Origin of the sequence: Martinezella dioscoreae, from assembly GCF_009176305.1 — a bacterium.
Lineage (GTDB): Bacteria > Pseudomonadota > Alphaproteobacteria > Rhizobiales > Rhizobiaceae > Rhizobium > Rhizobium dioscoreae.
In genome coordinates, this window is record NZ_BLAJ01000002.1 from 981,519 (window position 1) to 1,004,226 (window position 22,708).

Annotated in this window: 22 protein-coding genes; 16 read left to right on the forward strand and 6 right to left on the reverse strand. The window is 60.5% G+C overall.

The genetic code is table 11. The features are described 5' to 3' along the window. Window position 1 precedes the first annotated feature (1 nt). Window positions 2-859: a carboxylating nicotinate-nucleotide diphosphorylase gene (nadC, locus tag GDN47_RS11090; protein WP_152093326.1), complete on the forward strand. Its 858-nt coding sequence runs from the start codon at window positions 2-4 to the stop codon at window positions 857-859. Between the two features lie 72 nt (window positions 860-931). Here nadC and GDN47_RS11095 read toward each other — a convergent pair whose 3' ends face one another. From GDN47_RS11095 to GDN47_RS11110, 4 genes are all read right to left on the reverse strand, one after another. Then, window positions 932-1,345, reverse strand: coding sequence for a type II toxin-antitoxin system VapC family toxin (locus GDN47_RS11095; RefSeq protein WP_152093327.1), 414 nt, complete (start codon window positions 1,343-1,345; stop codon window positions 932-934). After that, window positions 1,342-1,614, reverse strand: a complete 273-nt coding sequence (locus GDN47_RS11100; protein ID WP_152093328.1) for a type II toxin-antitoxin system VapB family antitoxin — start codon at window positions 1,612-1,614, stop codon at window positions 1,342-1,344. Before GDN47_RS11100 ends, GDN47_RS11095 begins: the two co-directional genes overlap by 4 nt. 146 nt (window positions 1,615-1,760) lie before the next feature. Next, entirely contained in the window at window positions 1,761-2,537 is a 777-nt protein-coding gene (locus tag GDN47_RS11105) for an SDR family oxidoreductase (protein ID WP_152093329.1), read from the reverse strand. Window positions 2,538-2,638: 101 nt separating this feature from the next. After that, the gene (locus tag GDN47_RS11110) at window positions 2,639-3,499 is read right to left on the reverse strand and encodes a MurR/RpiR family transcriptional regulator (protein WP_112410867.1); all 861 of its coding nucleotides are present in this window, start codon (window positions 3,497-3,499) and stop codon (window positions 2,639-2,641) included. A gap of 226 nt (window positions 3,500-3,725) precedes the next feature. On the opposite strand from GDN47_RS11110, the gene murA reads away from it, so the two are divergent. The 15 genes from murA to GDN47_RS11185 all read left to right on the forward strand — a co-directional run bounded on the left by murA (window position 3,726) and on the right by GDN47_RS11185 (window position 19,645). Further along, window positions 3,726-4,982 (forward strand): UDP-N-acetylglucosamine 1-carboxyvinyltransferase, encoded by a 1,257-nt coding sequence (gene murA / locus GDN47_RS11115; RefSeq protein ID WP_152093330.1) that lies wholly within the window; start codon window positions 3,726-3,728, stop codon window positions 4,980-4,982. Further along, a complete protein-coding gene (locus tag GDN47_RS11120; protein ID WP_113333212.1) occupies window positions 4,979-5,875 on the forward strand; it encodes a glucosamine kinase nucleotide-binding domain-containing protein in 897 nt (298 codons plus the stop codon). The genes murA and GDN47_RS11120 overlap by 4 nt, the downstream gene beginning before the upstream one ends. Before the next feature lie 98 nt (window positions 5,876-5,973). After that, on the forward strand, window positions 5,974-6,225 hold the full coding sequence (locus GDN47_RS11125; protein ID WP_113333213.1) for a type II toxin-antitoxin system Phd/YefM family antitoxin: 252 nt from the start codon (window positions 5,974-5,976) through the stop codon (window positions 6,223-6,225). Continuing rightward, the gene (locus tag GDN47_RS11130; RefSeq protein WP_113333214.1) at window positions 6,222-6,671 is read left to right on the forward strand and encodes a type II toxin-antitoxin system VapC family toxin; all 450 of its coding nucleotides are present in this window, start codon (window positions 6,222-6,224) and stop codon (window positions 6,669-6,671) included. Before GDN47_RS11125 ends, GDN47_RS11130 begins: the two co-directional genes overlap by 4 nt. 392 nt (window positions 6,672-7,063) lie before the next feature. Then, on the forward strand, window positions 7,064-7,987 hold the full coding sequence (murQ, locus tag GDN47_RS11135; RefSeq protein WP_113333215.1) for an N-acetylmuramic acid 6-phosphate etherase: 924 nt from the start codon (window positions 7,064-7,066) through the stop codon (window positions 7,985-7,987). Window positions 7,988-8,142: 155 nt separating this feature from the next. Beyond that, entirely contained in the window at window positions 8,143-9,588 is a 1,446-nt protein-coding gene (locus GDN47_RS11140; protein ID WP_233789876.1) for an ABC transporter substrate-binding protein, read from the forward strand. 129 nt (window positions 9,589-9,717) lie between these two features. Next, on the forward strand, window positions 9,718-10,677 hold the full coding sequence (locus tag GDN47_RS11145) for an ABC transporter permease (RefSeq protein ID WP_152093332.1): 960 nt from the start codon (window positions 9,718-9,720) through the stop codon (window positions 10,675-10,677). Next, window positions 10,677-11,516 carry an ABC transporter permease gene (locus tag GDN47_RS11150; protein ID WP_152093333.1) on the forward strand — a complete coding sequence of 280 codons (840 nt, stop codon included), beginning with the start codon at window positions 10,677-10,679 and terminating at the stop codon, window positions 11,514-11,516. The genes GDN47_RS11145 and GDN47_RS11150 overlap by 1 nt, the downstream gene beginning before the upstream one ends. After that, window positions 11,513-13,252: an ABC transporter ATP-binding protein gene (locus GDN47_RS11155; protein ID WP_152093334.1), complete on the forward strand. Its 1,740-nt coding sequence runs from the start codon at window positions 11,513-11,515 to the stop codon at window positions 13,250-13,252. Before GDN47_RS11150 ends, GDN47_RS11155 begins: the two co-directional genes overlap by 4 nt. Before the next feature lie 20 nt (window positions 13,253-13,272). Next, complete coding sequence (locus GDN47_RS11160) at window positions 13,273-14,292, forward strand: serine hydrolase domain-containing protein (RefSeq protein WP_152093335.1); 1,020 nt, start codon at window positions 13,273-13,275, stop codon at window positions 14,290-14,292. A gap of 10 nt (window positions 14,293-14,302) precedes the next feature. Next, window positions 14,303-15,418, forward strand: a complete 1,116-nt coding sequence (locus tag GDN47_RS11165; RefSeq protein ID WP_152093336.1) for an anhydro-N-acetylmuramic acid kinase — start codon at window positions 14,303-14,305, stop codon at window positions 15,416-15,418. A gap of 106 nt (window positions 15,419-15,524) precedes the next feature. Then, complete coding sequence (locus GDN47_RS11170; RefSeq protein WP_113333222.1) at window positions 15,525-16,475, forward strand: lytic transglycosylase domain-containing protein; 951 nt, start codon at window positions 15,525-15,527, stop codon at window positions 16,473-16,475. A gap of 158 nt (window positions 16,476-16,633) precedes the next feature. Next, a complete protein-coding gene (locus tag GDN47_RS11175; protein ID WP_152093337.1) occupies window positions 16,634-18,904 on the forward strand; it encodes an FdhF/YdeP family oxidoreductase in 2,271 nt (756 codons plus the stop codon). 82 nt (window positions 18,905-18,986) lie between these two features. Beyond that, complete coding sequence (locus GDN47_RS11180; protein WP_152093338.1) at window positions 18,987-19,235, forward strand: type II toxin-antitoxin system VapB family antitoxin; 249 nt, start codon at window positions 18,987-18,989, stop codon at window positions 19,233-19,235. After that, window positions 19,232-19,645: a type II toxin-antitoxin system VapC family toxin gene (locus tag GDN47_RS11185; RefSeq protein WP_152093339.1), complete on the forward strand. Its 414-nt coding sequence runs from the start codon at window positions 19,232-19,234 to the stop codon at window positions 19,643-19,645. The genes GDN47_RS11180 and GDN47_RS11185 overlap by 4 nt, the downstream gene beginning before the upstream one ends. A gap of 56 nt (window positions 19,646-19,701) precedes the next feature. Here GDN47_RS11185 and GDN47_RS11190 read toward each other — a convergent pair whose 3' ends face one another. Both GDN47_RS11190 and GDN47_RS11195 read right to left on the reverse strand, forming a co-directional pair. Beyond that, a complete protein-coding gene (locus tag GDN47_RS11190) occupies window positions 19,702-20,775 on the reverse strand; it encodes an ABC transporter ATP-binding protein (RefSeq protein WP_152093340.1) in 1,074 nt (357 codons plus the stop codon). Window position 20,776: 1 nt separating this feature from the next. Continuing rightward, a complete protein-coding gene (locus GDN47_RS11195) occupies window positions 20,777-22,708 on the reverse strand; it encodes a glycoside hydrolase family 127 protein (RefSeq protein ID WP_152093341.1) in 1,932 nt (643 codons plus the stop codon).

The following is a 22,708-nucleotide window of genomic DNA, read 5'->3' on the forward strand; positions in this document are numbered from 1 at the left end:
CATGACGCTTGCTCCCCTCCCGCGCCTGATCGTTGAGCCACTGGTGCGCAATGCATTGGTCGAAGATCTTGGCCTCGCTGGCGACGTCACATCTACGGCCGTCATCCCGGCGGAACATCGGTCCCGCGTTGCTATGGTCACCCGCCAGCCGGGCGTTATCGCAGGTCTCGATGCCGCTGAACTTGCCTTCCAGCTGGTCGATCCCACCGTTGCCATGACCCGTCACGTGCCCGACGGTACGAAGGTGGAGGCAGGCGAGGTCATCGCGATGGTCGAAGGGCCATCCCGCGGCCTGCTGACGGCGGAACGCACCGCGCTCAACTTCCTCGGTCATCTCTCCGGTATCGCCTCCGTGACGGCCGGCATCGCCGAGGCGATCGCCGGCACGAAGGCCTCGATCGTCTGCACGCGCAAGACGACACCTGGTCTTCGGGCGCTGGAAAAATACGCCGTGCGCGCCGGCGGCGGCATGAACCATCGCTTCGCGCTCTATGACGCGGTATTGATCAAGGACAATCACGTCGCTATTGCCGGAGGCATCACTGAAGCCATTCGCCGCGCCAAGGCGGGCGTGGGTCATATGGTCAAGATCGAGGTCGAGGTGGATACGCTGGAGCAGCTTCGCGAAGCGATGCAGGAGGGCGCCGACGCCGTGTTGCTCGACAACATGACGCCGGATCAACTGCGCGAGGCAGTCGATATCGTCGGCGGCCGGGCGATCACCGAAGCCTCGGGCCGCATCATGCCGGCGACGGCTTCCGCAATCGCGGCCTCCGGCGTCGATCTCATCTCCGTCGGCTGGCTGACTCACAGTGCGCCGACGCTCGATATCGGGCTGGACTGGAAGACAGAAACCTGAGGTAGGGTAAGTTCCGCATTTTGGAGGGCCGGTAGCGCGAGGTTACCGGCCCTCCAGCTTCCAGTTGGCCATTTACTTCATCAATGCGGATCGCACGTCGGTCAACGCAAAATCATCTCCGACATAGAGCAGAGGGGCTGAATGTCGTTTGGCAAGAGCATAGGCGAAGCAATCACCGAAATTCAGGCCGCCTCGCGTGCCGAAATCCTTGCCGTATTCCACACGGGCCTTCATCGCGGCTCGCGCGAGATTTTCGTCTATCGAGGCAATCTCGATGCGGAATTCGGTTAAAAATTCATCCAGATCGGCAATCGCTTCATGCCGGTCTCCCTCTTTGATCCTGCCCGCCATGACTGTTCCGGCCTCGACGTAATTGACAGCTGATATGAGACGCTGAGCGTCCGTCTGAAGGGCCATCATGCAGTCCGGAGCTTCCGTCTCCTCGAACATGATCGCAATGATGGCAGACGCATCAACGATCATCATCGGGGGAAATCGAGATCTTCAGCTGTGTCGCCGACCGCTTCATCCCATTCCTGTTTCGTGACGGGCCGGCGGTCGTAGCGGCTGGCGCGCCCTCGAACGAAATCTCTCATGCGGGCAATATAGTCGCCCAGCGCCTCCTGCTCGGCACGCAGCCGTTCAAGCCGCTCGCGCATGGCCTGGGTAATGGCGTCGGTCATGGTTTCGCCGGTCAGGCGGGATAATTCCCGCGCCAGCCGATCCGCTTCCTCAGTCTTGATGCTCAACGCCATGGTCGCAATCTTTCTAGATGAGTGATCTAGATAGCACGCATATATCGCTTCTTCAATGCAAAAGGGTCCCGATCAAGTTGAGCCCGGTCAACACGCAAGCCAAATTGACTTCTTGATTCTGATGCGACCAAGTCACTGCTCAGTTTTCACACAACGACCGGCACTTGCGCGCCGTCCATGCTGATCACGACGCCGGTGACATAGCTTGCTTTGGCCGAACTCAGGAAAGCAACGACATTGGCAATGTCGGCGGGCTCTGCCATGCGGCCGATCGGAATACGCTTCAGCGCATCGGCTAGCGCCTCCTTCTCGGTCGAGCCGGAAGCCTTCGCGGCTGCTTTGAGACCCTCGGCGACTCGATCCGTTTCGGTGAGGCCGGGGTTGAGGCCGACGACGCGCACACCTTTGCCGGCATAGGCGTTAGCAAGCCCGACGCTTGCGAGCATCAGGGCGGCATTGGCCGATCCTCCGGCCAAATGGACGGGCGAGGCGACCTTGCCGCCGTTGCCGATGATATTGATGACGGTACCTGAGCCGCGTGTGCCCATGCGCTTGATGACGGGATCGATCACATTGATGTAGGAAAAGTATTTCGCATCCATCGCAGCGCGCCAGATGGCGGGCGTCAGCTCGTCGGCGGGCGTGCGCGCTGCGGCACCGGCGCTGTTGACGAGGATGTCGATCGGGCCGATTTCCGTTTCGACCTTGTTCACCACGGCAAGCGCCTGTTCATCGGAGATCAGGTCGGCGGCATAGCCGCGCGCACCAGGAAGACGGGAAAGCGCGGCGTCGATATTCGACTGTGAGCGCGAGCAGATCGCAACCCGTGCACCTTCCTGCAGGAAGAGTTCAGCACAGGCGAAGCCGATGCCCTTGGAGCCGCCCGTGATCAGAACGACTTTATCCTTGAGGCCGAGGTCCATGGAATGTCTCCGGTATGATTTGCTTGGATCGCCAAGCTACGTCCCGAAATCACCACCGTACAGGGTCGCGGTCGTCACAGCTTGGTTACCGGAGCGCGATCTTATGAAAGACGCTTGGCCTTCAGCACCGAAACGGCTGTCTCGCTGTTATGGACATAGTCGTTGGCATCAGGCTGACGCTGCACCAGGAGAATGAACAGCAGGTCGGTCAGCATCAGCTGTGCATCGCGGGCGGTGATCGCCGACGAGCGCACGCGATCCTCGTCGCCGACGGTATGAAGGCAGATATCAGCGACGCGGGCAAGCGGATTATCCTGCAGCCCGGTGACAGCAATGACGGTTGCCTGGCGCTGGCTTGCCAGCTCCGCAATCCGCAGTGTCTCGATGCTGGCGCCGGAATAGGACAGCGCAAAGAGCAGGTCGTCAGGCCCAAGCGTCGATGCATTGGCCATCTGCACATGGCTGTCGCTGTCATGCAGCACGTTACGGCCGAGCTTCATCAGCTTATAGGAAAAGTCGCGCGCGACCAGCGACGAGGCGCCGACCCCGGCCAGATGGATGCGCCGGGCATCATGAAGCGCCTCGAGCGCCTTTTCGATATCGGCTTCGTTGTTGACGGAAATGGTCTGCTGCATGGCCTGCATCTTGCTGCCGAGCAGCTTCTGCAGGATCGTGAGATAGCCGTCACCCACTTCGATCGTGCCGTGGATCATGCCGGCCGGCGCCTGCCATTCCTGCGCCTTGGCTTCACTGACAGCAAGTTTCAATTCCTGATAGCCGGCATAGCCGAGCTTCTGGCTGAATTTCACGACGCTCGACTGGCTGCGGCCCGTTTCAACAGCAAGTGCTGCGGAAGAAAGGCGCAGCATCTGGTCGGGATTGTCGATGATGAACTGTCCGATCTGACGATCGGCGGGGGCCATGGTTTCGAGCTGCGCGCTGATTTTCTTTAAGATCGACATTTGTCCCTTCGAGCCCTCAAGGCCGCTTCATCCACCCACACGAGCGCACCAAAAATAGCATCCGGTTCAAGCTCGGCAATCTCGCTTCGTGCGATCGGACGTTATCACAGCAGGTTGGAATAAAAAATTCCAAATCTGGTTGACAGCATGGAATGACCGATTAGTCTTTGGGGGAACGCGTGAAGGACTCGTGGCGTCCTTACCTTTTCCTCGACGGATTTTCATCATGGACAGACTTCGCATCTCCGGCGGCAAAAGGTTGCAGGGCGCGGTGACCATCGCGGGTGCCAAGAACGCCGCCTTGCCGCAGATCGCCGCAGCGCTTTTGAGCCCGCATCCGCTGGAGCTCACGAACCTGCCCGCCGTCAGCGACGTCGAGAATATGCTCGGCGTTATTGCGCTGCACGGCGCCAAAATCACTCGCGGGCCGCACGGCACAACGATCGATGCGAGCGAAATCGTCTCGAAAGAGACGTCCTACGATACGGTCAGGCGCATGCGGGCGACCGTTCTTGTGCTGGCGCCGCTGCTAGCCCGCTTCGGCCATGCGCGTGTTTCCCTTCCGGGCGGCTGCGCCATCGGAGCCCGGCCCGTCGATATGCATATCAAGGCGCTGGCGACTTTGGGCGCCGATATCGCGATCGAAAGCGGCCTGATCGTCGCCTCGGCGCCGAATGGGCTGAAGGGGGCGCGGATCGTGCTGAGTTCGCCATCCGTCGGCGCAACGGAGACGGCCATGATGGCCGCCTGCGCGGCCAAGGGCGAAGCCGAGATCCTGAATGCTGCCCGTGAGCCGGAGGTGGCTGATCTCGCAGCCTGTCTTTGCGCCATGGGCGCGCGGATCGAAGGGGCGGGGACCCATCGCATCCTCATCGATGGTGACACCGGCTGGCGCCCCGCCAGGCATCACAGCATCCCTGATCGTATAGAAGCCGGCACCTATGCCGTTGCGGCGGCGATTACCGGTGGTCAACTCGAGCTTATCCATGCACGGCTGGAAAATCTGGCTTCGGTCGTCCAGGCTTTGGAAGCCATGGGAGTGAGCGTCTGGCCGAGCGATCGCGGCCTTGTGGTCTCCAGGGACGGCCCGCTGAGGGGGGCCGATATCACGACGGAGCCCTATCCTGGCTTCCCGACGGATCTGCAGGCGCAGTTCATGGCTCTGGCCTGCTGCGCCGAAGGCGCGTCGTTGATCCGCGAAACGGTATTCGAAAACCGCTTCATGCATGTACCGGAGCTGACGCGGCTCGGTGCCAACATCACCCTGCAGGGCACGACGGCACTGGTGCGCGGCGGTGCGCCGCTCAAGGGTGCGCAGGTGATGGCAACGGACCTCAGGGCGTCAGTGTCGCTGGTTCTCGCCGCCCTCGTGTCCAAGGGCGAAACCATCGTCAACCGCGTCTATCATCTCGACCGTGGCTATGAGCAGCTTGATCGCAAATTGCGTCTCTGCGGTGCCGATATCGAACGGCTGACATCATGACCGCCCCATCGGAAAACGCTCCCTATTTCCTCGGCATCGATGGCGGTGGCACCGGCTGCCGGGCTCGCATCGAGGATGTCGAGGGCACGGTTTTAGGGCAGGGATTGTCCGGGCCGGCAACGACCCGGTTAGGGATTTACGAAGCGTGGGCATCGATTTCGCGCGCCTTCGATGCCGCTATTGAGGAGGCGGGGCTGAGTGCCTCCGATCTTGGGCGCATCCATGTCGGCGTCGGGTTGGCCGGGATCGGCCGCAAAGGCGCCCTTGCCGCGCTGAAGGCGATAGAACACCCCTTCGCCAGTATTGACTTCATCAGCGACGGGGAGGGCGCCTGTCTTGGCGCCCATTCCGGTCGCGATGGTGCCATCGTCATTGCTGGTACGGGCTCCATCGGTCTCGGCCTCGTCGAAGGACGGCAATTGCGGGTCGGCGGCTATGGTTTTCCGATTTCGGATGAGGGTAGTGGCGCTTATCTCGGACTGAAAACGGTTCAGCTTGCACTGCGCGCCCATGATGGCCGCGAACAGAAGACGGCGCTGCTGGCCGAGATCATGCAGCGCTTCCAGAGCGATCCGATGGAGGCGGTCGCCTGGATGGACCGGGCATCGGCGACGGATTATGCCGCTCTTGCGCCGATGGTCCTTAGGCATGCCGATCAGGGCGATGCTGCCGCACGGCGAATCGTGCAAAGCGCGGCCGGCCATATCGATACGCTGGTTCGCACCCTGTTCGAAAAAGGTGCGCCGCGCGTCTGCCTGCTCGGTGGTCTCGCAAGCCCGCTCGAACCCTGGCTCTCGCCTGATGTGCGCCGCCGCTTGAAACCCATCGATGGTGACGCCGTATCCGGTGCGATCATTCTGGCAAGACGAGCTGTTTGCGGTCGTACTGAATGATTGCGGGCATACAATAAACGTCTTTCTCTTCCCCCTTGATTCCGTCGACGGCAGATCCTATTTTGACTATATATGGTCATTTTCGATTGAGGGCCGTGATGTCAACAATTAGCGTAGCAGAAGCAAAGGCAGGCTTTGCCAATCTGGTCGATGAAGCTGCCAACGGTGATTTTGTCACCATTACGCGCCACGGGAAGCCCGCTGCCGTACTTGTGTCGGTCGAAGCGGCAGAGGCCGCAAAGAAGGCTTTGGAGAAGCCAAAGCCGAATTTTGGGGATTTCCTGCTCACCTTTCCCGGTGGTGTCGATCTGGATCGAAACTCGTCAAACACGAGGGACATTGATCTGTGACAGGGTACCTGCTCGATACGAATATTATCAGCAGGTTTGCGCCGGATAAGGTGCCGCCCTCCGATGCCATCCGGATCTGGTTCCACAGTCAGGGCGAAGCCGATGCGCTCTTTCTGTCGGCCATGTCTGTCTCGGAGATCGAAAAGGGAATACGCTCTCTTCATCGCCGTGGCGTGACTGAGCGAGCCAAGCGTCTCTCTGATTGGCTCGATTTCATCACGGACAGTTTCAGTGATCGTATCCTACCCATGGATACGGTGGTTGCGCGGGTCGCCGGCGCTCTGGAAGACGATGCCCTGAGCAAGGGTCACAATCCCGGCCTCGGCGACATTATCATTGCGGCGACGGCGCGGGCTTATGACCTGACCGTCATCACGGAGAACTTGCGGCACTTCCAGCCGCTCAACGTATCGGCGGATCTTCCGATGGTTTTCAGATCGGAATGATCGCTATCTCCACAATGAATAGCAACCAGCGCGACGATGGCGACCTCCTCTACGATTAAGCTGACCGAGCCGCAGCGCTAGCTAACGCAGTCGGCAAATTACACATGCCGCTGTGTGCTGCCTCGCATAATCGCAGTGGTGAATTTGCGTGGCAGAAGTGGAATATTTTATTCCTTTGTAGATTGACGAAAGGAATAATCAGACATAGTGTTAACCAAGGTAAACAGGGAGTGGGCAGGAAGCGAAGCCGAAAAAGGCCGTCCGAGCCCAGGCTGAATTTGATCGGCCGTCTGACTGAAAGCCGACCCTTGCTGCGGTGTGTTCGATATTAGAATGATCGAACTTGCCCCTGCGAGCTATTGATATCGAAGCGTTATTTCGCGAGCAGGCCCATGACAGAACAGACGTTGATATCCGAACTGGAACAATTGGTTTCCGAAGGGCGCAATCCGAATACGATGCATATCGATCTATTGCCGACTTTCGATATCTTGCGTGAAATCAATTATGAGGATCAGACGGTGCCTCTCGCCGTCGAGAAGGTCATTCCGGCGATTGCCGCCGCCGTCAATCAGATCGTCGCCGCCTTCCAGAAGGGCGGACGGCTGATCTATATGGGGGCCGGCACCAGCGGCCGTCTCGGCGTTCTGGATGCCTCCGAATGCCCGCCCACCTTCAGCGTGCCGCCGGATATGGTCATCGGATTGATTGCGGGCGGCCCGGATGCGCTGCGCCGTTCGATCGAAGGCGCGGAGGACGATCCGGTACAGGGGCGTCAGGCGCTGGAAGAGATCAATCTCACCAAGGATGATGTGGTCGTCGGCATCGCCGTCAGCGGCCGTACACCCTATGTGATCGGCGGCCTGAATTATGCCAAGAGCATCGGCGCTTTCACGGTCGCGCTCTCCTGCAATCCCAATTCCATCATCGCCGGCATCGCTGATCTGGCGATCTCGCCTGTTGTCGGCCCGGAAATCCTGACCGGCTCGACCCGTCTGAAATCCGGCACGGCACAGAAACTCATTCTCAACATGCTGACGACGGCGAGCATGATCCGCATCGGCAAGAGCTATCAGAACCTGATGGTCGACGTCAGCGCCAGCAACAAGAAGCTGGTGGCGCGCGCTTCGCGCATCGTCATGCAGGCGACCGGCTGTACGCAGCAGGAAGCGCGCCGTGTGCTCGACCTGACCGGCAATGACGTCAAGCTAGCCATTCTCATGGAAATTACCGGGATGGGCATTGAAGAAGCCCGCGTGGCATTGCAAAACGCTGATGGATTCCTGCGCAAGGCCATCAACGCCAGGACTGCTTGAGACAACCGTCGCAGCTAACCGCGACGGCAATCAATGGCCAAAATCGGCCGGGGACATTTAAAAAATTTGGAGGACTGAAAGTGGAAGGGAATTTTGGAAAGAAGCTGATTTCAGGCGTGGCGCTGGTCGTGGGGATCGGTCTGGCGACGGTTGCGATGCCTGTGGAGGCAGCGACGTTGCGCATGGCATGGTCGCAGGACGCAACCGGTCTCGATCCGCATAAGCAGACCGCCTTCTCCTCCATCCGCCTGCTGGAGCTGATCTATGAGCCGCTGGTTCGCCTGGACGGCAATCTGCAGATCGTGCCGGGTGTCGCTGAAAGCTGGCAGTTCTCGCCCGACGGCAAGCAGTTGACCTTCAAGCTCAACGCGAAGGCCAAATTCCAGAACGGTGCAGCCCTCACGTCGGCCGACGTCAAGGCTTCCTTTCAGCGCATTCTCGATCAGGCGACCGGTGCCGTCGCCCGCGCTAATTTCCTGTCGATCGCAAGTATCGATACGCCCGATGCCACAACCGTCGTCTTCAACCTGTCGCAGCCCGACGTCCCGCTTCTGACGGCCATGACGAGCCTCAACGCTGCCATCGTGCCGGCAAGCGAGATTTCCGCTGGCACCATCGGTACTAAGGCGATCGGTTCCGGGCCCTTCAAGCTCGACAGCTGGGTTCCAAACGCCAAGGAAGTCTTGAGCGCCAATAAGGATTGGGCAGGCGGCGCCACCGGCGTCGATGGCATCAACATTAGCGTGCTGCCGGATGAAACCGCGATCCTTGCCTCGCTCCGCACCGGCCAGATCGATTTCGCGCTTCTGAACGATCCGCTCGTCGCAACGCTTGTGCCGAAGGAGCCGAAGCTGCAGCTCACCCGCACGCCGGTGCTCTCCTACAACGTTCTGCAGCTCAATCCCTCGCGCAAGCCGATGGATCAGCTGGCCGTGCGCCAGGCGATCTCGTGTGCCATCGACCGCAAGGATGTGATGGACACCGCAGCTCTCGGCGAAGGCAAGGTGACCGGGCCACTGACGATGCCGCTCTATGCGACCGATCCCAGCAAGCTCTTCTGCTATACGCGCGATGTTGCCAAGGCGAAGAAGCTGATGGCCGATGCCGGCTTTGCCAACGGCTTTTCGGCGACTGTGATCGCCGCAACCGGCGAGCCGCCGACGGCCACGGCCGAGGCGCAGGTCATTCAGTCGCAGCTCGCCGAAATCGGCATCAAGCTCGATATCAAGGTGATGGAACTCAACGTCTATGTCGACACCTGGCTGAAGGGCAATTTCGACATGGCCGTGGCACTTAATGGCGGCAGTGCCGACCCTTATTCAATGTATAACCGTTACTGGACCAAGACCGGCAACCTGCAGAAGGTCGCCAACTATATCGATGATACGCTGGACAGCCTGATGCAGAAGGGCCGCGCCGAAACCGATCCGACCAAGCGCAAGGAGATCTTCGCCGAGTTCGAAAAGCATCTTGCCGAAGTCTCGCCCTGGATCTGGCTCTACACGGCCTATGGCTACACGGCCGAGCAAAAGAACGTCGAAGGCTTCGTGCCGACGCCGACCGGCTCGCTGTTCGGTCTGAGCAAGGTTTCGATTAAGTAACGACGATCGGGAGCTAGAGCATTTCCTTTTCAAATGACATCATGGAAGTGCTCTATCTCTTTGTTTTTACGCAATTTCGGCCGTAAGCTCACGTCTTGGTTCAGCTGAAATTGTTCTAGAGGAATTATAATGTCGTATCTGACGCGCCGGCTGATGACATTCCCGCTGATCATGCTGGGCGTGTCCATCTTCGTCTTCGTCGCCATCCGGCTGGTGCCGGGCGATGCGATCACGGCGATGCTCGGAACCAATGCGGGCCTGCTGACGCCGGAACAGCGGCAGGCCCTTGCTGCCTATTTTGGCATCGACCAGTCCTGGCCGATCCAGTACTGGCATTGGCTGCTCGGTGTATTCCAAGGCAATCTCGGCATATCCGTCACCTACGGAAAACCGGTGCTCGACATCATCCTGGAGCGCTTTCCGCTGACGCTCGAGCTTGCTTTGCTTTCCATGGTGATCGCGCTTGCCATCGGCCTGCCGGCGGGCGTCTTTGCCGCCACCCGCAATGAAAAACTGTCCGATCTTGCCGTGCGCATCGTCGCCATGGTCGGGCAGTCCACGCCGAACTTCGTTCTCGGGCTGCTGCTGATCTATGCCTTGTCGGCGGGATTTGGCGTGTTGCCGACTATGGGCGCCTTCACACCCCTTTGGGAGAATCCGCTCGAAAATCTCGGCCAGATGATCCTGCCCGCGCTGACGCTCGGTTTTGCTTTCGCCGCGTCGGTGACGCGCGTGGTGCGCTCGGCGATGCTCGATGTCCTGAGCGATGATTATGTCCGCACCGCCCGCAGCCGTGGCGTGCCGGCGCGCGGCGTCATCTGGCGGCATGCTCTGCCGAATGCATTGATCCCGGTGGTGACCCTGAGCGGCGTCGAATTTGGCTATCTGCTTGGTGGTGCTGTCCTGGTCGAGCAGATCTATGCCCTGCCCGGGCTGGGGCGCATGGTGCTCGATGCCATCCTGCAGCGTGACTATGCGCTGGTGCAGGGAAGCGTGCTGTTCATTGCCTTCAACTTCATGATCGTCAATCTGCTTGTCGATCTCGCCTATGTCGCGCTCGATCCGCGTGTTCGGCTAGGAGAAGGCTGATGCGGATCATCGGAGCCATCTTCGGACATATGAGCGGGCGGATCGGCGGCGTCATCGTCCTCATCTATATCTTGCTTGCCATCCTCGGCACGCTCGGGGTCACGCCGCACGATCCACTGACGCAGAATAGGATCGACAGGCTGCATCCGCCGAGCCTCACCTATTGGATGGGCACGGATCTCTTCGGCCGCGATGTCGCAAGTCGGTTAATGCACGGTATCGGCGAATCCTTCACCGTCGCCTTCTTTTCCGTCGCCGTTGCTACCCTGATCGGCACCGTGCTTGGCTTAACCGCCGCCTGGTCTGGCAAGCGCTGGGATGGCGTCATCATGCGTACCATGGATGTGCTTCTCGCTTTCCCTGCGATCCTGCTCGCGTTGCTCATCATCGCCATCGTTGGCCCCGGTACCTGGACAAGCGTTGCCGCAATCGCGATCGTCTATACGCCGATCTTCACCCGCGTCGTGCGCGGCCCGGCTCTTTCCTTGAAAGGACGCGATTTCGTCGATGCCGCCCGCACCTTCGGCAGCAGCCGTTCCTATATCCTGACGCGGCATCTTCTGCTCAATCTCGTCGCACCCTTGACCGTGCAGGTGACGCTGGCGCTTGCCTGGTCGCTGCTGACGGAAGCGGGCCTCAGCTTCCTCGGCCTGGGAACGCAGCCGCCGTCCTCTTCGCTTGGCCTGATGCTGAGCGACAGTCGCAATCTTATGGAAACGGCGCCTTGGCTGCTGATCTTCCCTGGCGTGACCATCATGATCTCCATCCTCGGCTTCAATCTGCTCGGCGATGCCCTGCGCGATATCCTTGATCCGAAGATGCGGAGGGCGACGGTATGACACCGCTTCTTTCTGTCTCTGATCTCAGCGTCGGCTTCGGACGCAACCCCCAGACCAATCCCATCGTTCGCGGTGTCAGCTTCGATCTTGATGCCGGCGAGACGCTGGCAATCGTCGGCGAAAGCGGCTCGGGCAAGTCGGTCACCGCACTTTCGATCAATCGTCTCGTCGATTTCGGCGGTGGCCGCATCACCGGCGGCTCGATCCGCCTGAAACGTGCCGATAACAGCATCCTCGATCTGACCAAGGCGAGCGAAGCGGAACTGACGAAGATCCGTGGTGCCGAAATCGGCATGATCTTCCAGGAGCCGATGACCTCCCTCAACCCCGTCCTGACCATAGGTACGCAGATCGAGGAATCCTTCCGGCTGCATCGCGGCCTGACGGGGAGTCAGGCGAAAGCGGCGGCCAGGGACGCCTTGGATCGCGTGCGCATTCCGGATGCCGCGCGGCGCTTGACCTATTGCCCGAACCAGCTTTCCGGCGGCATGCTCCAGCGCGTGATGATTGCAACCGCGCTTGCTTGCAATCCACGTCTTCTGATTGCTGACGAGCCGACGACGGCGCTCGATGTCACCGTACAGGCGCAGATCATGGCGCTCCTTGCCGAATTGAAACGCGAAACCGGCATGTCGATGATCTTCATCACGCATGATATCGGCCTCGTCGCCGGCATTGCCGACAAGGTGATGGTGATGCAGGCAGGCCAGGCGGTTGAGCAGGGCGAGCTTAATCAGATCCTCGATCATCCAACCCATCCCTATACCCGCCATCTGCTGCATTCGGTTCCCCACTTTTCGTCCGGACAGGCGGCGCGCAGTGATTTCCATCGCAACGCGGCTGCTTCCAAGCCCGCACTGGAGGTGGAGGGGTTGACCGTCCGTTTTCCGGTCAAGGGCGGCCTCCTTCGGCGGTCGAGCGGCGCCGTTCATGCCGTCGAAGGCGTTGGTTTTGACCTGATGCCGGGCGAGACGCTGGCAATCGTCGGCGAGAGCGGATCGGGTAAATCCACCACGGCCCGCGCGATCCTCGGATTGGTGAAATCGACCCGCGGCACCTTTACGACAAATAGCGGCAAGGCGGCGGATCGCACGAGCGCGGTGCAAATGGTTTTCCAGAACCCATACGCTTCGCTCAATCCGAGACTGCGCATCGATAGCATTCTTGCCGAACCGGTGATCGCCGCGGGCTCGCGGGTTTCTGCCGGAACCCGCGAGCGTATGGTCATGCTGCTCAAGCGCGTGGGCTTGCCGGAAAATGCCCTGGAGCGCTATCCGCACGAATTTTCCGGGGGCCAGCGGCAAAGACTATGTATTGCGCGCGCTTTGATGCTGAATCCGTCAGTGCTTGTGCTGGATGAAGCTGTGTCCGCGCTCGACGTATCCGTTCAAGCTCAGGTTCTCGAATTGCTGATCGAACTTCAGCGCGAATACGGGCTCGCCTATCTGTTCATCTCGCACGACATGGCTGTCGTGGAGCGCATCGCCCATCGCATCGCAGTGATCTATGCCGGGCAGATTGTCGAGATCGGTGATGCCGCCTCGGTCTTGTCGGAACCCAAGCATTCCTATACCAGGCGGTTGATCGCGGCGGTTCCGACGGTTGCGCGGCGCAGGGAAAACTTCACGCTCGACACTCGTCAGGTTCCGTCCCTGGTGCGCCCCTTGGGCTTCGAGCCGGCCATTCCCGAGTGGCGCCGCTTTGCGCCGGATCACATCGCGCTGGCAGAAGCCTGAGCGGGTCGAGGAGAGGCGAGATGGCAGCAGGGGGGAGCATGCAGTTTCAGGAGCGTTTCGATCGGGCCTTCGCGCCGATCGAGCAATCGGTTGTGGCGGCGCGCATCCCCGGCGGTGTGCTTGGCATGGTCGATCTCGACGGTATCAGGCAGGTCCGCGCCGTCGGTTCGGCACAGAAGGTGCCCGATGTCAGGCCGATGCTTCCAGATACCTGGTTCGACCTTGCGTCGCTCACCAAGGTCATTTTCACTACGCCGCGCATCCTCGCTCTGGCAGAGGCCGGCACGATCGACCTCGATGCTCCCTTGATCGAACTCCTGCCCGATCTGCGCCAATATAGTGCCGACGCCTGGGAGCGAAAGGTGACGTTCCGCCAATGCCTCGGCCATCAGACGCCGTTCCCGGCGGTCGAGCCGATCTACACCTATGGCCGCGACCCAGAGCTTCTGCGCGCCTTCATCCTGCAGCGCGAATGGCGCGCCGGGCCGCCCGTCTATTCCGACATTAACTTCATTCTGCTTGGCCTCGCGCTGGAGCGGCTGGATGGGAAGACAATCCGCGCCATGGATCCGGGGCCGGGATTTGCCTTCTCCGCGCCGCCGGAATTGGCTGCTGCAACGGAAGACTGCACCTGGCGTCACCGTGTTCTGTCGGGCGAGGTCCATGATGATAATTGTTCGGCATTGCAGGGTGCCGGTCATGCCGGCTTATTCGGAACGGCGGACGCGATCCTCGACTTCGCAAAGGGGCTGCTGGATGGCAGCGGCGCACCGGCCCGCTCGATCACCCTGATGCGAACACCGCTTTCGGCAACGCGGACCCATGGCTGGGAACGGCCCCATGACGGTTGGCATGGCGGTGCTCTCTGCTCGCCCGGCACGATCGGCCATACGGGGTTTACCGGCGTAGCCCTCTGGGTCGACTTCGACAAAGGCCGAGCCTGGACCCTGCTTACCAACCGCATTCACCCGACGCGCCATTTCGACAGCGGCATTCTGGCGCTCCGTCAGGCCGTCAGCGATCTCGTCAACGCAGCATAGGAGCCTGACCATGGAACCAATCTGGGCAGTCGGTCTGATGACCGGAACCGTCCTCGACGGCAATATCGATGTCGCCATGCTGAAGACGGACGGCGAGCGCGTCGAGGAATTCGGCCCCTATGTTTTGGCCCCCTATCCCAGCTGGATTCGAGAACTGCTGGAAGAGACGCTACGGCAGGCGCGCGCATGGAATTTCGAAGGACCTGAACCGGCGATCTTCAAGGCGGCCGAGGAAGCCTTGACGCGAGCACAGTCGGAAGCCGTGAAGGAATTCGTGGAAAGCAACGGTATGACGATGGCAGACATCGGCGTCGTCGGCTTCCATGGCCAGACCGTCTTGCATCGCGCGCCGCAGAAGGACCGGCTGGGGCAGACGCGCCAGCTTGGCGATGGCGAGCTGATGCGGTCCATTCTCGGCACCAAGATCGCCTATGATTTCCGCTCGGCCGACATGCGCGCCGGCGGCCAGGGCGCGCCGCTTGCTGCTGCCTACCATACCGCGCTGCTGCGCGGGGCGGGTGCAGCAGGAGAGGCGGCCATTCTCAATCTCGGCGGCGTTGCCAATGTCACATGGTGGGATGGAGAGGGCAATTTCGTTGCTTTCGATACCGGCCCGGCCAATGCGCCGCTCAACGATTTCATCAAGTCGCACGGGCTTGGCGAGATGGACCGCGACGGCGCGCTTGGAGCTGCCGGCAAGGTCGATGAGGCACGGCTCGAGCGGCTGCTGCAGCACCCCTATATGACTGCGCCCTATCCGAAATCGCTGGATCGTTTCGATTTCGGTGCCGCCATGGCGGATGGCCTCAGCCCGGAAGATGGCGCCGCCACGCTTTCGGCCTTCACGGCAAGCGCCGTCGGCAAGGCGCTGGACCTGCTGCCGCGCAGGCCCACCAAGGTCGTCGTCAGCGGCGGCGGCCGACACAATCCGACGATCATGTCGATGCTGAAGAGCCGGGCCGGCGTCGAGCCGATCTTTGCCGAGGATCTCGGCTGGCGCGGCGATGCTGTCGAGGCCGAGTGCTTTGCGTTTCTCGCCGTGCGCGTTCTGCGTGGCCTGCCGATCAGCTTTCCTGGCACGACGGGCGTGCCGGCGCCGATGCGCGGCGGACGCCTTGCGGAGTAACAGCCTGCGCGTTGGCTGTCGCGCGAGAGGTTTTCGCTTCCGTCCATCGATGATATGAAGAGGCCGCGAATTTGCGATCGGTTGGTGTCGGACGGATATCGCTTAAATGGCAGGCAGGCATTACCGAGCAGGCTTCTTCGGCATCATCGTCGCTTTTGCGATCGCATTTTCCATTGACGGTTTTGCTTTCAGACCCGCGAGAGCTCAACCGGAATGGACTGTCGCACCACCTGTCTGCATTTCGGGGCCGCTGACGACGGAGACGGGCCAAACGCTGTGCCTGCGCAAGGACAGCTACAATCGTGATCTGTGCACGGCCATAGAGTATTTCGCTCATGCCAACCATCTGCCGCCGGATTATCTTGCACGGCTCGTCTGGCGCGAAAGCCTGTTTCGCTCCGATGCGATCAGCCCCAAGGGCGCGCGGGGCATCGCGCAGTTCATGCCGGGAACGGCGAGGCTGCGTGGCGTGCGCGATAGCTACGATGCGCTCGAAGCGCTCGGCAAGGCGGCAACCTATCTCGATGAATTGCGCGACCGCTTCGGCAATCTGGGTCTTGCGGCGGCGGCTTATAATGCCGGTGAGGCTGGCCTTGCCAATTTCCTGAATTCGGGCGGGCTTCCCTATGAGACGCGCAACTATGTGAGCGCGATCACCGCCCACAGTGTCGAAGAATGGCGCGATGATCCGCCAGATATAGCAGCCCCCGTGCTGGATAAGAGTAAGCCGTTTGTCGATTCCTGCGTCGCCCTTGCCCAAAGCCGGCGCCTGAAGCCCATTCCCTTGGAGCAGGAGCGGCCGTGGGCGCCTTGGGGCGCCCAATTGGCCGAGCATTTTCAGTTGGATGCCGCTCGCCGTCTGTTTACCGCAAATATCCGGAAGCTGCCGTCACCGCTGAATTTGGAGAAGCCGTTGATCGTGCGGCAGCGCAATGCCGACTTCGGTCGCCGGGTCCGTTATGCGGCGCGCATTCCGCGGCAAACGCGGGAGGAAGCGGATGCCGTTTGCACGCAGGTCCGGCAGCAGGGCGGCAGTTGCCTGGTTTTTAAGAACTGAGTTTGGGGCGCGTCAATACCTGCGTCATTTGCGGCCGGCGCGTATCGATTGTTTTGTCAAGTGCCTATTGGTAGCGCTTTACTCTCTCCTGCCGCCCGCTTATTCGTTAGAGATCGGCATTTGGGAGGAAGCCGTTTGGGTAGCCAAAGGAGCGTATGATGACGCAGAAGCGTGAAGTCCCCGGTATCCGTCCCTATAATAGCCCAGCTGGCGGTTGGGGAGCCCTGAAGGCAACCGCCAAGGCGGTTCGCGACCAGATGGATGTCACCGAGGCGCCGGGCCTTCTCCTGCGCACCAACAAGCCCACGGGCTTCGATTGCCCTGGCTGTGCCTGGCCCGACAAGGAACACACCTCCACCTTCCAGTTCTGTGAAAACGGCGCCAAGGCCGTCACCTGGGAAGCGACGAACAAGCGCGTGACGCCGGAATTCTTCGCCGAACATACGGTCAGCGAGCTTTTGACCTGGAGCGATTATGAGCTCGAAAATGCCGGCCGGTTGACCCATCCGATGGTCTACGACCACGCATCCGATACCTACCGGCCGATTGCCTGGGAAGGCGCCTTTGCCCGCATCGGCGACGTCATGCGCAGCCAGCCCGATCCGGATATGGTCGAATTCTACACATCCGGCCGTGCTTCCAACGAAGCGGCCTTCCTCTTCCAAATCTTTGCCCGTGAATACGGCACCAACAATTTCCCCGATTGCTCGAACATGTGCCACGAAGCGACCAGCGTCGGCCTGCCGCAATCGATCGGCATCGGCAAGGGCACCGTCTCGCTCGATGACTTCGACGAATGCGATCTTATCATTTCCATGGGGCACAATCCCGGCACCAATCATCCGCGCATGATGGGCACGCTGCATGAGTGCTCGCGCCGCGGCGTGCCGATCATCGTGTTTAACCCCTTGAAGGAGCGGGCGCTGGAGCGTTTTGCCGATCCGCAGGACCCGATCGAGATGGGAACCTTCAGCTCCACCCGGATCGCCTCATCCTATTACCAGGTGAAGATCGGCGGCGACGCGGCCGCGCTCAAGGGCATCATGAAAGCGGTCCTCGCGCTGGCCGAAACCTCTCCTGACGTTCTCGATCACGCCTTCATTGCCGAACACACCACCGGCTTCGATGCCCTTGTTGCCGATATCAACCGGACTGAGTGGGCCGATATCGAGCGGGTCTCCGGTCTCGCCCGCGCCGACCTGGAACGGGTAGCGGAGATCTATGCCAAGTCGAAGGCCACGATCGTCGCCTACGGCATGGGCATCACCCAGCATGCCAAGGGAACGGCGAATGTGCAGCAGATCGCCAATCTCCTGCTGCTACGCGGCAATTTCGGCAGGCCCGGTGCGGGCATCTGCCCGCTGCGCGGCCATTCCAACGTCCAAGGCAATCGCACCGTCGGAATTACCGAGAAGCCGACGCCGGCTTTGATCGAGGGCATCGAACGAGCCTTTGGCTTCACCGCGCCGGCTCATCATGGTCACGATGCCGTCGCCGCCATGCAGGCGATGGCGGAAGGGCGCTCCAAGGTGCTCATCTGCCTCGGCGGTAATTTCTCGATCGCGCTTCCCGATCCGGAACTCTGCGCGCAGGCGATGCGCAAGCTCGATCTCGCCGTTCATATGAATACCAAGCTCAATCGCTCCAATCTGCTTATTGGCAAGGAATCCTTCCTGTTCCCCGTACTTGGCCGCACCGAGCAGGACGTTCAGGCAACCGGCGCGCAATCGGTGACGATCGAAGATTCAATGTCGATGGTGCATGCCTCGCGCGGCCGGCTGAAACCTGCTTCCGATCAGCTGCGTTCGGAACCTGCGATCGTCGCGGGAATAGCGCAGGCGACCCTACCGAACAGCAAGGTCGCCTGGATGGAGCTCATCACCGATTACGATCTGATCCGCGACAAGATCGAAGTGGTCTATCCGGATTTTGCCGACTATAACGAGCGCATCCGGGTGCCGGGTGGCTTTCGCCTGCCGATCGGACCGACCGAGCGCGTCTGGAAGACGCCGTCCGGCAAGGCAGAATTCAAGCTCTTTGATGGTCTGAACGAAGATATCTCGCTTTCGGATGGAACTATCCTCAAGCTCGCTACAATCCGCAGCCACGACCAGTACAATACGACGATCTATGGGCTCGATGACCGCTATCGTGGCGTCTTCGGCCGCCGCGACATCCTGTTCATGAACGACAAGGATCTGAAAGCAAAGGGCCTGGAGCACGGCGATCTGGTCGAGATCGAAACAGCGCTCCCATCGGGTGCCAAGCGATTGCTGAAGCTGACGGCGATTTCCTACGATATTTCCGAGGGCTCCGTCGCTGCCTATTACCCGGAGGCAAATTGCCTGATCCCGATCGACTATCAGGACAAGGAAAGCGGCACGCCGTCGTATAAATCCGTTCCGGTGCGGGTCAGCAAGGCGGCATAGTTTCGTTTTGCCTTCTAGCCGTCTTTTGCCATCTTGATGGCTGACTATCCTGTGGCTATGTTAGTTGGAACAGGAGACAGATATGGCTGAACCACAACTATCCGTTCGCAGTGCTCGAGCACGTGAACTCGCGCATCGCCTTGCGCGGCGTGAAAACCGGACGATCGCCGATGTCGTCGAACGAGCATTGGAAGCCTATGAAATTCGCGAGGCTGGTCGCGAACCCGCATCGTCTTTCTATGCTCGAATGGCGATGAGGGATGATGATGATATCGACCTCGAATCCGTCATTCGCGATGGGCGTCAACCCAATCACGGTATTGATCTGTGATATTTCTGGACACGAATGTCATCTCCGAAACTTTCCGGAAACTGCCTGACGAGGCTGTGATATCGTGGCTTGGTCGGTATGATGCGGAGATAGCACTTTCCACTGTGGCTATTGCTGAAATCGTCTTTGGTATTCAAAAGAGTGCTCCCGACCAGAGGGCTGCCCGGCTTGAGCAGAGATTATCTGAATGGCGCCATCGTTTCGCGGATCGGATCTTCGGTCTTACTGAAGAAGCCGCATTAGACTACGGCGAGCTAATGGGTGCAGCGAAGAGGCAAGGACGACCAATGTCGACGGCGGATGGCATGATTGCAGCCATCGCCCGCGTAAATGGCGGACGTTTGGCCACTCGCAATCTGTCCGACTTCCGTGAGACTGGGCTGGATCTGATATCTCCTTGGGAATTCTAGTCCGCTTGCAATGGTGACGACCTTTCCGGCATATGTGCGGTTGCTCGAGAAGACAGCTACCGCAGCCGTCCTCCCTGCTTGTCGAAATAGCGCCGACGTTCGGGCGGGCAATGCAGATGGAGCATATCGCCGCGCTCGATCTCAGGCCCGTCGCGATATTCGGCTATGATCGCCTGGCCGTCCTCTGTCTGGCAGTAGAGATAGCGGGTGCCGCCCAGATATTCGGTGACGTCGACGGTGACCCGCAGGGCATCGTTCGCATCGGGAGAGACGACGAAATGTTCGGGGCGCATGCCAAGCAGGATCTTTTCGCCCGTCGATGGCTTGGTCTGTGAAAGGTCGACCTTGATGCTGTCGTTTCCGACATTTGCCGTCCCGTCATCCGACCATGTCGCTTCGATCATGTTCATCCTTGGCGAGCCGATGAAGCCGGCCACGAAACTGTTGGCCGGATCTTCATAGATCTCGCGCGGACTGCCGGCCTGCTCGATCCGGCCGTCCCTCAGCACGACGATCTTGTCGGCGAGCGTCATGGCCTCGGTCTGGTCATGGGTGACATAGATCATCGTATTGCCGAGTTCCCGGTGAAGCCGGGCAATTTCAATGCGCATGGAGACGCGAAGTTCCGCGTCGAGGTTGGAGAGCGGCTCGTCGAAGAGAAAGACATCCGGCTCGCGAACGATGGCGCGGCCGATGGCGACACGCTGGCGCTGGCCGCCGGAAAGCTGTCCCGGGCGGCGGTCGAGGAGATGATCGATCTTGAGGATCGCGGCGGCGGAGCGCACGCGTCTTTCGATTTCGGATGCATCGGTCCGGGCCATTTTCAGCCCGAAACCGAGATTGTCGCGAACGCTCATATGCGGATAGAGCGCATAGGACTGGAAGACCATGGCGATGCCGCGCTCGGACGGATCGAGATCGGTGACGTCCCGGCCCTTGATGGCGATCTCACCGTCGGTCACCTCCTCCAGCCCGGCAATCATGCGCAGCAGCGTGGATTTGCCACAGCCGGAGGGGCCGACAAAGACGACGAAAGCGCCTTCCGGTATGTCGAGATCGATGCCATGAATGACCTCCAGCCCGCCGAAACTCTTGCGGACGCCGGTCAGGCGCATACCGTTCTTCGTCATGTCAGGCTCCGCGCTGCAGCTGATCGGCGCGGATCCAGACCAGCATCTCGCCCGGATCGCGATTGTCCCAGAGATGATAGGGCACGAAACGCGCGGTGGAGGCAGCGCTTTTCGGTCGTGTCGTCCGATAGAGATCGGAGCCCCAGTTGGCCTCATCGCGCATGACGGAAATATCGAGCGCCACCGCGCCCTCCAATGCCGCAATTTCCGTCGTCTTGGCGGAAACCGGATCGCTGGAAAGCGAGATGCCGTTGAGGTCGTGGCCATTGTCGGTGGTTTCGACGCAATAGACGAGCGGGCCGCGCATCAGGGCAGCACGTCCGGCGTCCTGGCGGACTTTCGGATTGGCAAACAGCGTGCGCGGGATCAGCGGAAGGGTGAGGTCGACGCTGTCGCCCGCCTGCCACTCCTGCTCGATGCGGGCATAGCCATCGACGGTAACCGTTGCCAGATCGACCGGCGCGCCATTGACTGCGAGCGTCGCGCCTTCGGCCCATTCGGGAATGCGCAGCGATAGTGCGAATTGGGCTGCACGATCGGGATTGACCTCGACGCGAATGGCGCCGTCCCAAGGATAGCGCGTCGTCTGGGAAAGCTGCACGGTCAGGCCACCGGCGAGAGGGACGCGGGCCTTGCTCTCGCCGTAGAGATGGACGGCGATCTCGTTGTCGGCCGCCGCATACATATAGGAGCCGACGGAGGCGAGTAGGCGTGCGATATTGGGCGGGCAGCAAGGGCAATGGTGCCAGGTCCAGCGGTGATGCGTGCCGGCGCTCTCCAGCGGATTTTCGTAGAAAAAGGTCTTGCCGTCCTGCGATAGCCCGGCCATCGCACCGTTATAGAGCGCCACTTCCATGATGTCGGCATAACGGCGGTTCGGGCCGCGGCCGAGCATGCGGTTGGCCCAGAAGACTAGGCCGACGGAGGCGCAGGTCTCGGCATAGGCGCTCTCGTTCGGCAGGTCGTAATAATCGGTGAAGCCTTCGTTCGAGGCAGCCGGCCCGATGCCGCCCGTCACATACATCTGCTTGGTCGTCAGGTCGTCCCAAAGCGTCTCGAGTGCTGCAGTCAGCGTATCGTCGTTATATTCCGTGGCGATATCGGCCATGCCGGAATAGAGATACATGGCGCGCACGGCATGGCCCACGACCTTGGTCTGTTGGCGCACCGGCAGGTGCGACTGGCTGTATTCGTAGGTCTTCTGCACAAAATTCTTTGGGTCGCGGCCATCGCGAAGCGCTTCCTCGGTGAAGAAATGCGGTTCTTGGCCACGCTCGTCGATGAAGTATTTCGCGAGATCGAGATACTTCTTCGCACCGGTGACGCGGCCGAGCTTGACGAGGGCGAGCTCCACCTCTTCATGGCCGCAATAGCCGCGCAGCTGGCCTTCGCCATGCCCGAAAACGGTAATCATGTAATCGGCAAAGCGGCTCATGATATCGAGCAGCTTGCGCTTGCCCGTCGCCTGGTAATAGGCGACGGCCGCTTCGATCAGATGGCCGGCGCAATAGAGTTCGTGATGATCGCGCAAATTGGTCCAGCGGCGGCCCGGCTGGACGCGCTGGAACCAGGCGTTCAGATAGCCGTCCTCCTGCTGCAGCTTTTCGTACATGTCGATGATGGCGTCCGCGCGCGCTTCCAGTTCGGCATTGGGGCGACGATAGAGCGAATAGGCGATGGTTTCGATCGACTTGCCGAGATCACTGTCCCAGAACATCTGCGTCGAGCCCGACCAGGTCTGCAAGGGAATGACGATGCCGGGGCTTGGCTGGTCCACGTCGATGGCTTTGATCATGCCGGCCTCGACGCAGCGGTCGAGTAGCGTTGCTGCGGTGGAATTGCATATGGCATCCTGGCGAGCACCGAAGAGCCCTCCAAGTTCGACATTCGGAACGGGCAGGGGGCGAAACTGGCGGCTTTGCTTGTCAGACAT

Coding starts and splice junctions, on each gene's coding strand:
- GDN47_RS11190 (WP_152093340.1), bottom strand. CDS start 20,775: ATGACGAAGAACGGTATGCGCCTGACCGGCGTCCGCAAGAGTTTCGGC.
- GDN47_RS11140 (WP_233789876.1), top strand. CDS start 8,143: ATGCCTGTGGAGGCAGCGACGTTGCGCATGGCATGGTCGCAGGACGCA.
- GDN47_RS11195 (WP_152093341.1), bottom strand. CDS start 22,708: ATGTCTGACAAGCAAAGCCGCCAGTTTCGCCCCCTGCCCGTTCCGAAT.
- GDN47_RS11175 (WP_152093337.1), top strand. CDS start 16,634: ATGACGCAGAAGCGTGAAGTCCCCGGTATCCGTCCCTATAATAGCCCA.
- nadC (WP_152093326.1), top strand. CDS start 2: ATGACGCTTGCTCCCCTCCCGCGCCTGATCGTTGAGCCACTGGTGCGC.
- murQ (WP_113333215.1), top strand. CDS start 7,064: ATGACAGAACAGACGTTGATATCCGAACTGGAACAATTGGTTTCCGAA.
- GDN47_RS11170 (WP_113333222.1), top strand. CDS start 15,525: ATGGCAGGCAGGCATTACCGAGCAGGCTTCTTCGGCATCATCGTCGCT.
- GDN47_RS11150 (WP_152093333.1), top strand. CDS start 10,677: ATGCGGATCATCGGAGCCATCTTCGGACATATGAGCGGGCGGATCGGC.
- GDN47_RS11100 (WP_152093328.1), bottom strand. CDS start 1,614: ATGGCGTTGAGCATCAAGACTGAGGAAGCGGATCGGCTGGCGCGGGAA.
- GDN47_RS11120 (WP_113333212.1), top strand. CDS start 4,979: ATGACCGCCCCATCGGAAAACGCTCCCTATTTCCTCGGCATCGATGGC.
- murA (WP_152093330.1), top strand. CDS start 3,726: ATGGACAGACTTCGCATCTCCGGCGGCAAAAGGTTGCAGGGCGCGGTG.
- GDN47_RS11105 (WP_152093329.1), bottom strand. CDS start 2,537: ATGGACCTCGGCCTCAAGGATAAAGTCGTTCTGATCACGGGCGGCTCC.
- GDN47_RS11160 (WP_152093335.1), top strand. CDS start 13,273: ATGGCAGCAGGGGGGAGCATGCAGTTTCAGGAGCGTTTCGATCGGGCC.
- GDN47_RS11180 (WP_152093338.1), top strand. CDS start 18,987: ATGGCTGAACCACAACTATCCGTTCGCAGTGCTCGAGCACGTGAACTC.
- GDN47_RS11110 (WP_112410867.1), bottom strand. CDS start 3,499: ATGTCGATCTTAAAGAAAATCAGCGCGCAGCTCGAAACCATGGCCCCC.
- GDN47_RS11155 (WP_152093334.1), top strand. CDS start 11,513: ATGACACCGCTTCTTTCTGTCTCTGATCTCAGCGTCGGCTTCGGACGC.
- GDN47_RS11125 (WP_113333213.1), top strand. CDS start 5,974: ATGTCAACAATTAGCGTAGCAGAAGCAAAGGCAGGCTTTGCCAATCTG.
- GDN47_RS11095 (WP_152093327.1), bottom strand. CDS start 1,345: ATGATGATCGTTGATGCGTCTGCCATCATTGCGATCATGTTCGAGGAG.
- GDN47_RS11165 (WP_152093336.1), top strand. CDS start 14,303: ATGGAACCAATCTGGGCAGTCGGTCTGATGACCGGAACCGTCCTCGAC.
- GDN47_RS11145 (WP_152093332.1), top strand. CDS start 9,718: ATGTCGTATCTGACGCGCCGGCTGATGACATTCCCGCTGATCATGCTG.